Here is a 13,026-nt window from a genome sequence, read left to right on the forward strand (position 1 = left end):
GTTCCCCCCGTTTTCTCTCCCCGTTCCTGCCAGCAGGTTTCCCTCCCCTACCGGAAGCCGAACCTAACCCCGCAAACAGCTGTGAGGAAGGTCCCAGCGTGCTGACCTCCTTCCATGGCACGGAGTGCCGCTACAGTCCGTGTCGGTAATAGCGCTGCCGATGACGCTGCGACGCAATGACGCATTACGAAGCGGAGGCCCTGGAGCCATGGCACGACAGTCGGAGTCCGGTCTGCCGATCGAGCCCGTTTACGGCCCGGACGCCCTCGGCGACTGGGACGCGGAGGAGAAGCTGGGGGTTCCCGGCGCCTTTCCGTTCACCCGCGGCGTCTACCCGACGATGTATACGGGCCGCCCGTGGACGATGCGCCAGTACGCCGGCTTTGGCACGGCCACGGAGTCGAACGAGCGCTACAAGCAGCTCATCGCCAACGGCACGATGGGCCTCTCGGTGGCCTTCGACCTCCCGACCCAGATGGGCCACGACAGCGACGCTCCCCTCGCCCACGGCGAGGTCGGCAAGGTCGGCGTGGCGATCGACTCGATCGATGACATGCGGGTGCTGTTCGGCGGCATTCCGCTGGACAAGGTCTCGACGTCGATGACGATCAACGCCCCGGCGGCGATCCTGCTGCTGCTGTACCAACTGGTGGCGGAGGAGCAGGGCGTCCCGGCCGACAAGCTGACCGGCACCATCCAGAACGACGTCCTGAAGGAGTACATCGCCCGCGGCACGTACATCTTCCCGCCGAAGCCCTCGCTCCGCCTGATCGCGGACATCTTCAAATACTGCAAGGCCGAGATCCCCAAGTGGAACACCATCTCGATCTCCGGCTATCACATGGCGGAAGCGGGCGCGACGCCCGCGCAGGAAATCGCGTTCACGCTGGCCGACGGCATCGAATACGTCCGCACGGCGGTGGCGGCGGGCATGGACGTCGACGACTTCGCGCCGCGGCTGTCCTTCTTCTTCGTCTCCCGTACGACGATCCTGGAAGAGGTCGCGAAGTTCCGTGCGGCGCGGCGCATTTGGGCGCGGGTGATGCGCGACGAATTCGGCGCCAAGAACCCCAAGTCCCTGATGCTCCGCTTCCACACCCAGACGGCGGGCGTCCAGCTCACCGCCCAGCAGCCCGAGGTGAACCTGGTCCGGGTCGCGGTCCAGGGCCTGGCGGCGGTGCTCGGCGGCACGCAGTCGCTGCACACGAACTCCTTCGACGAGGCGATCGCGCTCCCGACGGACAAGGCGGCCCGGCTGGCGCTGCGCACGCAGCAGGTCATCGCGTACGAGTCGGATGTCACGGCGACGGTGGACCCCTTCGCGGGCTCGTACGTCATCGAGTCCCTCACGGACGACGTCGAACAGGCCGCGCTCGACCTGATGCAGCGGGTCGAGGACCACGGCGGCGCGGTCGCCGCGATCGAGAACGGCTTCCAGAAGAACGAGATCGAGCGCAGCGCGTACGCGATCGCCCAGGAGACGGACGCGGGCGACCGCGTCGTCGTCGGCGTCAACCGCTTCCAGCTGGACGAGGAGGAGCCGTACGAGCCGCTCCGCGTCGACCCGGCGATCGAGGCGCAGCAGGTGGAGCGCCTGGCGAAGCTGCGCGCTGAGCGGGACCAGGGTGTGGTCGACCATGCCCTGGCGGAGCTGAAGAAGGCGGCGGAGGGCAGCGACAACGTGCTCTACCCGATGCGGGAGGCGCTGCGCGCGCGAGCGACGGTGGGCGAGGTCAGCAACGCGCTGCGAGAGGTGTGGGGCCAGCACGCGCCGTCGGACGTCTTCTGACGCGCTGCGCCCATCGGCGCTCCGCGCCTCGGCCTCAAACGCCGGCCGGGCTTGGGAGCGGCGTGACTTGCGCCGAATCCAAGCCCGTCCGGCGTTTGAGGACGAGCGCCGCAGGCGCGATATCCGCGCGCAGCGCGGGCCAGGGTCAGCCCAGCGCCGCCCGCTGCAAGCGCCGCGCCGACCGCGCAAGCCTGCGCACCGTCGGATTCCGCGGGATGAACGCCAACTGTTGCGGCACCGCCCCCGGCAACCCCAGCGCCGTAAGCCGCCGCCGCTTGAAATACCGCCACGTCCGCGCCGACAGATTCCCCGCCAGCCACCGCTCAGCCGCCGGCCGCAGCTCCGGATAGATCTTCGACTGCATCGCGAAGCCCACCGTATTGACCAGCCCGGTCAGCTCACCACGCGCGAACTCCGCGGACGGAAACGTCCACTTCCGCACGGCCCGCGCATCCTCAAGATCCGGCAACAGCGCATCCACCAGCGTCACCGGAATCCGATTGCTGTTCTGATACGGCGTAATCCGCTCCAGCAGCGCCTTCGTCCCGTACCGCGCCACCGGCAGTCCGTACAACCGCGACGCCGTCATCAGCGCAGTCGAGAAGCACCCGACCACCAGCGCCGGCTTCAGCCGCTGATACAGCACCTCAGCCAGCACCGGCTCATCCAGAACGGTGAGCTCCGCGCCGGCGGCCTCCGCCTCCCGCTCCAGCGTCCGCGACCAGCTCACCGGCGCCGACGGATGCGGCTTGAAGCAGATCTGCCGGTGCCCGAGCGCGACCGCGCCGCGCACCATGCGCGCATGCATCTCGGCCTCTTCCTCGGCCGTGAGGATCTCCAGCGCCGACAGATACTGCCCGAGGATGAGCACCGGCGGCTCGGCGAAAGACACCTCCGTAGGCGCCACCGAAGCCTCGATCTCCCGCAGTATCTCCGCCATCGCCTCGCCCGGCACGACCTCCGGCTCGGCCCCGAACTCCGACAGCAGCATGGGCGTGAGGCCGGGCACCAGGTCCAGATACAGCAGCCGCCGCACCCGTGACCCGATCATCGGGTCGATCTTGTTACGGGTCGGGCCATAGCTCATCAGCCCGTCCGCGTACACATGCATCGGCCGGTCCGAGAAGATCGTCGCCAGCGCCGCCGCCGGCGGCACCTGGAGCGACTCGCAGATCACCTCGATGGGGGCGTCGCCGAGGCCCCACTCCTGCCGCAGCGCCCGCTCCCACATCTGCGCGTCCTGCTCGCGCGGGGTCCAGCCCGAGGGGTGGAAGGGGCGAATGAAGTCGTTCCAGGAGTGCACCGCGTCGTAGTCAGGACGCATGGACTCGAAGCCCGGCATCTGATCGAGCGAGGGGCTGAGCTCGGGCGTGCTGGTCGTATTGCTGATCACCAGAATGCGCCGGTGGTCAGCCCGCGCGCCGAACAGCCCGGCCCGCACCGCAGCGGTAGCGGTGGCCAGCGCGTATTGCGTAGAGGCGACGAAGAGTTGGGTGGTCACGACGCCACCCCCAGCGTCACCGGGTGCGTCCTGCGCACCCTGCGCAGCCGGGCCGCGCGCTTGTCGCCGAGGGCGTCGAGGGTCTCCGCGAGGAGCCGCTGCGGCATGCGCCGCATGGCGGCCGCGCTCAGCGTCCGCAATTTCCGTGCCACTGAGGGTTCGAACCTTTCGATGGAATCGAGATGGTGCGCCATCACCGCGCAATAGGTGCGTACCGCCTTCGGCAGCAGCCGTTCCGCGTCCCGGTCCTTGGCGGTCTCTTCGAGCACCTGGTCGAATGCGCGGATGAAGTCGAGCTGGCGTACATCACCGATCTGAGTCAGCGACGACGAGACCCCGCGCCGGTAGAACACCCCGGCAAGACTGCTCACCGCAAAGGTCTCCGCCTCCCGGTGCAGCCGCCAGATCCACGGCCGGTCCTCGGCCGTACGCAGCCCGTCCTTGAAGCGCAGCACGCCGGATTCCGCGAGCCGCCGGTGATAGATGCCGGCCCAGGCGTACGCGTAATCCACCGACGTCGACCGGTCCGCGGGCAGGATCGCGTCGCGCGGCTTCATCACGATGTCGCGCAGCCCGTGCGGGACGCGGCCGACCGTGCGCTTCTTCCCGGTGAACTGCACATGGTCGGTGCGGACGAAGTCGCAGCTCAGCCCCTCGATCGAGGCCACCAGCTGCCGGTAGTACCCGGGCGCCACCCAGTCGTCCCCGTCGAGGAAGGTGAGGTATTCACCGGTTGCGGCGTCAATGCCCGTATTGCGGGCCGTGGCCAGGCCGCCGTTGCGCTCGTGCCGTACGAAAACGGCCCCGGGCAGCTCGCGGGTGGCCTGCTCCAGGATCTCGGGAGTCGCGTCCCTGGAGCAGTCGTCTACGAGAATGAATTCGAAGTCCTCCCGAGCATTTGCGCGAAGGCTCCGAAGAGTGTCCGGCGCATACGACTGGACGTTGTAGAACGGCACGATGACGGAGAGCTTAACCACGGAGGCGACTTTAGAAGCCGGGGCGGCTTCGCTTCTGACTTCCCTCGGAAGCGAAGGTGAACGGAGTGCGACGGAGTGGTTAACCCGCTTGCCGGGCGGGCCGATTCGCTTCACGGCGGGGTGTTGTTAACCCGTTGTTGTAGTTGCGTTGGGCCGGGAAGCGGAATGCCTTTCTAGCGTTCAGGTCGTGCTCACCGATTCGGACCAGCAGCTCAGCGCGGATCTTCGCGTGGCTGTGATCGCAGATTCCGACACCCGCTGGAAATGGGGCGCGGCGACGGCTCGCCGCATAGCTCCCGGCGGGTCCCTCGGCGGGTATCTGCTGCGTGGCCGGGCCACGCCGACGGTGCGCCAGCTCGATGAGGTCGGCCTGCGGGCCGACTTCCTGCGCGAGGTCACCGGGCCGGAGTTCGTACGGGAAGCCCGCCGGGACCGCTACGACGCGGTGATCCTCGCCTGCGTCGGCGGCGCCGTGCAGGCGCTGCTGCACGGCCTCAAGTACTCCTGCGCGGCCGACGCGAGCCGCCCCGCGCTCGTCACCGGCTATGTCGGCGTCGTCTACGAGAAGCTCGCCGACGGCCTCGTGCTGCGGCACGGCGCCGACCTCGTGCTGGCCAACAGCCGCCATGACGCGGAACGTTTCCGCGCGGTCTACGAGGGCCTCGGCGCCGCCTCCGGCAGCGTCACCGAGTGCGCGCTGCCGTTCCTCGGCGGCGCCCCGTACAAGCCCGCCGAGTCGGCCGAGGACCGCCCGTACACCGTCGTCTTCGCCGTCCAGCCCTCCGTGCCTGACAACCGCGCCGACCGGCTGCACCTCCTTAAGCGCGCCGCGGCGCACGCGAAGAAGCACCCGGACCGCGAGGTCCTCATCAAGCTCCGCTCCCGCCCGGGCGAGCACACCACGCACATCGAGGAGCTGCCGTACCAGCGCCTCGCCGCGAAGCTCCCCGGCGGCCTGCCCGCCAACTGCCGCCTCGCGTACGGGCACATGGGCGGGGTTCTCGACCGCACCGACCTGCTGGTCACGGTCAGCTCCACGGCCGCGCTGGAGGCGCTGCACCGCGGCGTCCCGACCGCGGTCCTCACCGACCTGGGCGTACGGGAGGTGCTCGGCAACCACCACTTCCTCGGCTCCGGGCTGCTGGCCTCCTGGGACGACCTGGACGCCGGGCACGTCCCGGAGCCGGACGCGGAGTGGGTGCGCGGGCAGGGCGTGACGCCCGGCGCCTCCGACGCGGAGTACGAGCGCGCCTTCGACGCCGCCCGCGACCGGGTCGCAGGGCTCGTACGGCGGGACGCGCTGCCGCCGCTCGCCCCGTACTACACGCCCTCCAGCGCCCCCGGTTACGTACCGAAGCTGCTGGCCCGCTACGGCTTCGGCCCCGACGGCGCCCCGCTTCCCGGCGCCTTCGCCGCGCCGGACGCCACCGAGTCCGCGCTCCGCCGCGCAAGCCGCGACGTGGTCCGCAGGGCCGCGCGCGGCGCCTACCGCGGCGGCGTCCAGCGGGTCGCCCCGCTGATCCGCCGCTTGGGGGCGCTGTGACTCACGTACCACCCCCCACCAGGAACGAGGAGACCCCGATGACTCCGCCGCATCCGTCAGAAGCCCCGCCCACCGTCCTCGCCGTCATCCCCGCCCGCGGCGGCTCCAAGGGGGTGCCGGGCAAGAACCTCGCCGAGGTCGGCGGCGTCCCCCTGGTGGCCCGCGCGGTGCGGGCCTGCCGGGACGCGGGGCTGGTCACCGACGTGGTGGTCTCCACCGACGACCCGGCCATCGCGGCCGCCGGCCGCGGCGCGGGCGCCCAGGTGGTGCAGCGGCCCCCGGCGATCGCGGGCGACACGGCCACCAGCGAGGCGGCGGTGCTGCACGCGATGGACGCCTTCGAGGCGCTCACCGGCAAGCAGACGGACGTCGTGGTCTTCGCGCAGTGCACCAGCCCGTTCCTGACGTCGGAGGACGTGGACGGGGTGGCGGGAGCGATCCTGGAGGACGGCGCGGATACGGCCCTCACGGTCGCGCCCTTCCACGGCTTCGTATGGCGCGACGAGGCGGACGAGCCGCCGGCCGAGGCCCGTACGCAAACGACGGTCCTCAAGGAAGGCGCCCCGGCCGCCACCGTCACCGAGACCGCCACCCGCGCCAACGGCTACGGCGTCAACCACGACAAGTCCCGCCGCCCCCGCCGCCAGGACCGGCCGCAGGACCTCCTGGAGACCGGCGCCGCGTACGGGATGCGCGCCGACGGCTTCCGCGAGCACAAGCACCGCTTCTTCGGCCGTACGGCCCCGGTGCGCACCGACCCCGCCCGCGTCCTGGAGATCGACGACCCGCACGACCTGCACCGCGCCCAGGCCCTGGCGCCCCTCCTCGACCGCCGCGACGAGACCGCCCTGCCCCGGTGGGACGACATCGACGCCGTGGTCCTCGACTTCGACGGCACCCAGACCGACGACCGGGTGCTGGTCGATCAGGACGGCCGCGAATACGTGTCCGTCCACCGCGGTGACGGGCTCGGCATCGCCGCTCTGCGCAAGGCGGAGATGTCGCTGCTGATCCTGTCCACCGAGGTCAACCCGGTCGTCGCGGCCCGGGCCCGCAAGCTGCGGATCCCCGTGCTGCACGGCATCGACCGCAAGGACGAGGCGCTCAAGAAGTGGTGCGAGGAGCAGGACATCGCACCCGAGCGCGTGCTGTACGTCGGCAACGACGTGAACGACCTGCCCTGCTTCGGCCTCGTCGGCTGGCCCGTCGCGGTCGCCGGCGCCCATGCCGTGGTCCGCGGCGCAGCCCGCGCCGTGACCACCACACCGGGGGGCAGCGGGGCGATCCGTGAGATCGCCTCATGGCTGCTCGGCCCGTCCCTGGCCGGCCCGGCTTCTGTCCCCCACAGCACCACCCACTGAACAAAGGAACTGGACTTATGACCACCCCCCAGCGTTTCCGCGCCCTCGGCGACCGCGTAGTCGGCCCCGGCCGCCCGGTGTACGTCACCGGCGAGATCGGCATCAACCACAACGGCGACCTCGAGAACGCCTACAAGCTGATCGACGCGGCCGCCGAAGCGGGCTGCGACGCGGTGAAGTTCCAGAAGCGCACCCCGGAGATCTGCACCCCGCGCGACCAGTGGGACATCATGCGCGACACCCCCTGGGGCCGGATGAGCTACATCGACTACCGGCACCGGGTGGAGTTCGGCGAGGACGAGTACCAGGCCATCGACTCGTACTGCAAGAAGGCCGGCATCTCCTGGTTCGCCTCCCCGTGGGACGAGGAGGCCGTCGCCTTCCTGGAGAAGTTCGACGTCCCGGCCCACAAGGTGGCTTCGGCCTCCCTCACGGACGACGACCTGCTCCGCCGCCTGCGCGAGACGGGCCGGAGCGTCATCCTCTCCACCGGCATGTCGACGCCGAAGCAGATCCGGCACGCGGTCGAGGTCCTCGGCTCCGAGAACATCGTCCTCTGCCACGCCACCTCCACCTACCCGGCGAAGGCGGAGGAGCTCAACCTCCGCATGATCCACACCCTGCAGGCCGAGTTCCCGAACGTCCCGATCGGCTACTCGGGCCACGAGACGGGCCTGCAGACCACCCTCGCCGCGGTGGCGCTGGGCGCCGTCTTCGTCGAGCGGCACATCACCCTCGACCGCGCCATGTGGGGCTCCGACCAGGCCGCCTCGGTCGAGCCGCAGGGCCTGGTCCGCCTGGTGCGCGACATCCGCACCATCGAGGCGTCGCTGGGCGACGGCATCAAGAAGGTCTACGACTCCGAGCTCAAGCCGATGGCGAAGCTCCGCCGGGTCAAGGGCGTCGTGGCCGAGGCCGACGAGGCCGGGGCCGAGCGGGAGCCGGTCGGCGTATGACCGCTGCTGACACCCTGGCGCTGGTCGAGAGCCCCGTCCAGCTGCTGAACGTCCTGGAATGGGCGTACGTGGGGGGAGAGACGACGCCGCTCACGGTCGTCGTTCTCCCGCCGCACGACCCCATGTCCCGTGGCCAGCTGCGCCGGATGGCGACGCTGGCCCGGGACGAGGGGTTCGAGGTCCGCTGGATGGACGCGCGGGGCGCGGGCCCCAGCGGCCACGGCGGGCCGCTGCAGACCATCTCCGCCCTGGCCAGGCCGCTGCGCGCCGCGCGCCGCGTCGTGCTCGGCGACCCGTTCTCCCGGTACGTGCAGACGCTGCTGACGCTCGTCCGCGCCAAGGACATCGTGGTCGTCGACGACGGCACGGCGACGATGGAGTTCGTCGCACAACTGGCCAGGGGGGAGCGGTTCGTCCGCTGGCACCGCAGCGGGCGCGGTGGCGGCGGGGCGCGTGCACTCGCTTTCGCTCCCGTGTCGGGTGCCGCGCGCCGCCGTCTGACCCCTGGCCGGGGGCGCCGGGTCGAGGTCTTCACCTCGATGCCGGTCGAGCCGCCGGAGGGCGTGGTGTGCACGGCGAACGAATTCGCCTGGACCCGCGCCAGGTTCGGCCCGCCGCGGCTGACCCGGGGGAGCGACCTGGTCGGAACGTCCCTGGTGGAGACGGGTGTCGTGGACCCCGGCTGCTACCAGGACGCGGTCGCCACCCTCGCCCGTGCGCACGGCGCCACCCGCTACTTCGCGCACCGCAGGGAGAAGGAGGACAAGCTCCGCGAGATCTCGCGGCGCACCGGTCTGGAGATCGTCCGCCCCGACCTCCCGCTGGAGATCGTGGCGCGCCGCGGCCCCATCGGGCGTACGATCGTCAGCTTCCCTTCGACCGTGCTGCACACGCTGCCGCTGGCCCTTGCGGGGACCGGAGTTCAGGTGGCGGTGTGCCAGGTGGCCGAGGAGTGGCTGACCGTGGGAGCCTCACCGCGGGCGCACGGCTTCCTCTCCACGGTGGCGGGGACGGCGGAACAGAACGGTGGGGCTAGTGCCGTACAACTGTCCATCCCGGCCGCAACTGCATAAAGGTAGCGCAGCATACCCATCTCGCTAGCGCGTTAACCCCCAACAGGCTGAATCTTTGTTGATCGTGCACCAGTTGCCCCTCGAAGCCCCGTACGCTTTCCAGGGTGAGCTACTTGATGTCGCCCGAGACCGACCCGGAGGCAGCCGCCGACGCGCCAGCGCCCGGCGCGCTGCCTGATGTGCTGCGCGCCGAACTCATCGACTTCCGCCGTGACTTGCACCGGCACCCGGAGCTCGGCAATCAGGAGTTCCGTACCACCACGGTCATCAAGAACCGCCTGGAGAAGGCGGGTCTGGCTCCGCGCGTACTCCCGGCCGGCACGGGCCTCATCTGCGACATCGGTACGAAGAACGGCGCCTGGTCGGCCGCCGACGGCCCCCGCCCGATGCTGGCGCTGCGCGCGGACATCGACGCGCTGCCGATCCCCGACACCAAGACCGTCCCGTATCGCTCGACCTTCGCCGACCGCGCCCACGCCTGCGGCCATGACGTGCACACCACGGTGGTGCTCGGCGCCGGGCTGGTCCTGGCGGAGATGGCGCGCGCGGGGACGCTCCCGCGGCCGGTACGGCTGATCTTCCAGCCCGCCGAGGAGGTGCTGCCCGGCGGCGCCACCGACCTGATCGAGGTGGGCGTGCTGGACGGCGTCGGCCGGATGATCGGGCTGCACTGCGACCCGCGGGTCGAGGCCGGCCGGATCGGTCTTCGTACGGGCCCGATCACCTCCGCCTGCGACCGCCTGGAGGTCTCCCTCGACGGCGCCGGCGGCCACACGGCGCGCCCGCATCTGACGACGGACCTGGTCACGGCGGCGGCGCGGGTGGTCACGGACGTCCCCGCCGTCCTGGCCCGCCGCGTCGACACCCGCTCGGGCCTGGCCGTCACCTGGGGCCGTATCGAAGCGGGCCACGCCCCCAACGTCATCCCGCAGCACGCCGAGCTCTCCGGCACCGTCCGCTGCCTCGACCTCGCCACCTGGCGCGCCGCCCCCGACCTGGTGCACGCCGCCATCGACGAGGTCGCCACGCTGCACCGCGCCAAGTCGTCCATCCGCTACATCCAGGGCGTGCCCCCGGTGGTGAACGAGCCCGCCACCACCGACCTCCTCCAGGACGCCATGGCCGCCCGCCGCGGCTCGCGCGCGGTCGAGCCCACCGAGCAGAGCCTGGGCGGCGAGGACTTCTCCTGGTATCTGGAGCAGGTCCCCGGGGCCATGGCCCGACTGGGTGTCCGTCCGCCGGGTGACACCGGAGCCGCGCGCGATCTCCATGCGGGGGACTTCGACGTGGACGAGGCCGCGATCAAGGTCGGCGTGGAGCTCTTCACCGAGGCCGCCCTCCTGGACACCGCCCGCCGGAGCTGACCGCTCTCGCCGCGCGGCCGTGCATCCGCCGGGCTAGGCTGCGCCGAAACGCGCCTATACGGTGCTTTTCGGACAGAAAGGGCGGCCTTGTGCGGCGGCTTACCCATATCGCACTCGCGGGCATGACGGCCGCGGCGGTCGTCACCACGCTCGCGGGGTGCGGCAGCAGCAGTAGCACCGGATCGGGCTCCGGCGGCGACGGCGACAAGAAGATCAAGGCAGCGCTCGCCTACGACGTGGGCGGCCGCGGCGACCAGTCCTTCAACGACGCCTCGTACGCGGGCCTGGAAAAGGCGAAGAAGGAACTGGGCATCGAGGTCCAGGACGTCGAGCCGACGGACGGCGAGTCGGATGCCGACAAGGCGCAACGCCTCACGGAGCTGGCGCGGCAGGGCTACAACCCGGTGGTGGCGGTCGGCTTCGCGAACGCGCCCGCGGTGAAGGAAGCCTCGGCAAAGTCCCCGAAGACCACCTTCGGCATCGTCGACGACGCCTCGGTAAAGGCGAAGAACGTGGCGAACATGGTCTTCACGGAGGAGCAGTCCTCATACCTGGCGGGTGTCGCGGCGGCCAAGACGACCAAGAGCAAGACGGTCGGCTTCGTGGGCGGCGTGGAGACCTCCCTGATCAAGAAGTTCGACGCCGGTTACAGCCAGGGCGTCAAGGACACCGACCCGTCGGTGAAGGTGGTCAAGAAGTACCTGACCCAGCCCCCGGACATGGGCGGCTTCAGCAAGCCCGACCTCGGCAAGGACGCCGCGAACGGCCAGCTCGACCAGGGCGCCGACGTCATCTTCCACGCGGCCGGCGGCGCCGGCAATGGCGTCATCCAGGAAACCGCCGACGCCGGAAAGTGGGCCATCGGCGCCGACGCCGACCAGTACAAGCAGAAGGCCCTCGCCAAATACAAGGACAAAATCCTCACATCCGCCACGAAGGACGCCGAAGGCGCGGTCTTCAACCTCATCAAGTCCGTCCAGGACGGCAAGCCCCAGTCCGGCGTCATCCGCTACGACCTCAAGGACGGCGGCGTAGGCCTCTCCATGTCCAACCCGGCCTTCAAGAAGATGACAGACGCGGTAAAGGCCGTCGACGAGGCCAAGAAGAAGATCGAAGACGGCTCGATCAAGGTAAGCACGACGCCGTAGCAAGGGGCGCGCACGGACCTCAGGTCCCACGGTTTCCGCAAGCCGGAACCGTGGGACCTGTTTGGCGTGTTACATCGGGTCGCAACTTTCGCGACGATCCGATAACGCCAGGTCCGGCCCCTCTGCACGCGGGTCTACGCGCGTTACTATGCCGCGAAGCCAGCGCCGGTAGGGGCGCTTTCGAGGGAGAAGGGAAGCCTCTCTTGCGTCGCATAACCCACATAGCCGTCGCGGCCACCGCTGCCGCGGCGCTCGCAGTGACCGCAGCCGGCTGCGGCGACAGCTCCAGCACGTCCGGCAGTGGCGGCAAGGAAGGCGGGAAGGGCGGCGGCAAGGGTGTCGCGCTCGCCTTCGACATCGGCGGCCGTGGCGACCAGTCGTTCAACGACGCCGCCTATGCCGGTCTGCAGCGGGCCAAGAAGGAGCTCGGGGACAAGGGCAAGTTCTTCGAGCCCACCGAGGGTGAGTCGGACGCCGACAAGGTGCAGCGCCTCACCGAGCTGGCCCGTGCGGGCCACAACCCGGTGATCGGCGTCGGGTTCGTCTACTCCAAGGCGATCGCGGATGTGTCCAAGAAGTTCCCGAAGACCACCTTCGGGATCGTCGACGACGCCGAGGCCAAGGGCAAGAACGTCGCCAACATGCTCTTCCACGAAGAGCAGGCCTCGTACCTCGCCGGCGTCGCCGCCGCGAAGGCCACCAAGACCAACACCGTCGGCTTCGTCGGCGGCGTCGAAACCACCCTGATCAAGAAGTTCGAGGCCGGTTACGTCCAGGGCGTGAAGGACACCGACTCCAAGGTCAAGGTCGTCAAGAAGTACCTGACCCAGCCGCCGGACATGACCGGGTTCTCCAAGCCGGACCTCGGCAAGGACGCGGCCCAGGGTCAGCTTGACCAGAAGGCCGACGTGATCTACCACGCGGCCGGCGGCGCGGGCACCGGCGTCATCGAGGCCACCGCCGGCGCCGGCAAGTGGGCGATCGGCGTCGACTCCGACCAGTACCAGCAGAAGACCCTGGCCCAGTACAAGGACAAGATCCTCACCTCGGCCACCAAGAACGTCTCCGGCGCGGTCTTCAACCTCATCAAGTCGGTGAAGGACGGCAAGCCGCAGTCCGGCGAGGTCCGCTACGACCTCAAGCAGGGCGGCGTCGCGCTGACCGACACCAACCCCGCGTACCAGAAGATGACGGACGTCGTGAAGGCGGTGGACAAGGCCAAGTCGGACATCGACTCCGGCAAGATCACCGTCAAGGACAAGCCGTAACATACGCAGCAGCGGGCGCGCCCACCATGCATCCGGGTGCGCCCGC

At 70.1% G+C, this 13,026-nt stretch carries 10 protein-coding genes; 8 read left to right on the top strand and 2 right to left on the bottom strand.

Annotated elements, in window-relative coordinates; genetic code table 11:
- Positions 1 to 208 precede the first annotated feature (208 nt).
- Positions 209 to 1,789: an acyl-CoA mutase large subunit family protein gene (locus ACNNMR_RS27535; protein WP_419997365.1), complete on the top strand. Its 1,581-nt coding sequence runs from the start codon at positions 209 to 211 to the stop codon at positions 1,787 to 1,789.
- A gap of 145 nt (positions 1,790 to 1,934) precedes the next feature.
- On the opposite strand, the gene ACNNMR_RS27540 is transcribed toward ACNNMR_RS27535, so the two are convergent.
- Positions 1,935 to 3,290 (bottom strand): polysialyltransferase family glycosyltransferase, encoded by a 1,356-nt coding sequence (locus tag ACNNMR_RS27540; protein ID WP_419997366.1) that lies wholly within the window; start codon positions 3,288 to 3,290, stop codon positions 1,935 to 1,937.
- The gene (locus tag ACNNMR_RS27545) at positions 3,287 to 4,267 is read right to left on the bottom strand and encodes a glycosyltransferase family 2 protein (protein ID WP_419997367.1); all 981 of its coding nucleotides are present in this window, start codon (positions 4,265 to 4,267) and stop codon (positions 3,287 to 3,289) included. The genes ACNNMR_RS27540 and ACNNMR_RS27545 overlap by 4 nt, the downstream gene beginning before the upstream one ends.
- Before the next feature lie 235 nt (positions 4,268 to 4,502).
- On the opposite strand from ACNNMR_RS27545, the gene ACNNMR_RS27550 reads away from it, so the two are divergent.
- From ACNNMR_RS27550 to ACNNMR_RS27580, 7 genes are all read left to right on the top strand, one after another.
- Positions 4,503 to 5,810 (top strand): DUF6716 putative glycosyltransferase, encoded by a 1,308-nt coding sequence (locus ACNNMR_RS27550; protein WP_420000488.1) that lies wholly within the window; start codon positions 4,503 to 4,505, stop codon positions 5,808 to 5,810.
- Between the two features lie 38 nt (positions 5,811 to 5,848).
- Positions 5,849 to 7,171, top strand: coding sequence for a cytidylyltransferase domain-containing protein (locus ACNNMR_RS27555; protein ID WP_419997368.1), 1,323 nt, complete (start codon positions 5,849 to 5,851; stop codon positions 7,169 to 7,171).
- 17 nt (positions 7,172 to 7,188) lie between these two features.
- The gene (locus ACNNMR_RS27560; RefSeq protein WP_419997369.1) at positions 7,189 to 8,127 is read left to right on the top strand and encodes an N-acetylneuraminate synthase family protein; all 939 of its coding nucleotides are present in this window, start codon (positions 7,189 to 7,191) and stop codon (positions 8,125 to 8,127) included.
- Complete coding sequence (locus ACNNMR_RS27565) at positions 8,124 to 9,200, top strand: hypothetical protein (RefSeq protein WP_419997370.1); 1,077 nt, start codon at positions 8,124 to 8,126, stop codon at positions 9,198 to 9,200. Before ACNNMR_RS27560 ends, ACNNMR_RS27565 begins: the two co-directional genes overlap by 4 nt.
- 116 nt (positions 9,201 to 9,316) lie before the next feature.
- Complete coding sequence (locus ACNNMR_RS27570) at positions 9,317 to 10,564, top strand: amidohydrolase (RefSeq protein ID WP_420000489.1); 1,248 nt, start codon at positions 9,317 to 9,319, stop codon at positions 10,562 to 10,564.
- A gap of 89 nt (positions 10,565 to 10,653) precedes the next feature.
- The gene (locus ACNNMR_RS27575) at positions 10,654 to 11,712 is read left to right on the top strand and encodes a BMP family lipoprotein (RefSeq protein WP_419997371.1); all 1,059 of its coding nucleotides are present in this window, start codon (positions 10,654 to 10,656) and stop codon (positions 11,710 to 11,712) included.
- 203 nt (positions 11,713 to 11,915) lie between these two features.
- Positions 11,916 to 12,980, top strand: coding sequence for a BMP family lipoprotein (locus ACNNMR_RS27580; RefSeq protein WP_419997372.1), 1,065 nt, complete (start codon positions 11,916 to 11,918; stop codon positions 12,978 to 12,980).
- Positions 12,981 to 13,026: the final 46 nt, after the last annotated feature.

The sequence above is a fragment of the Streptomyces boninensis genome (assembly GCF_048572725.1).
Classification (GTDB): domain Bacteria; phylum Actinomycetota; class Actinomycetes; order Streptomycetales; family Streptomycetaceae; genus Streptomyces; species Streptomyces boninensis.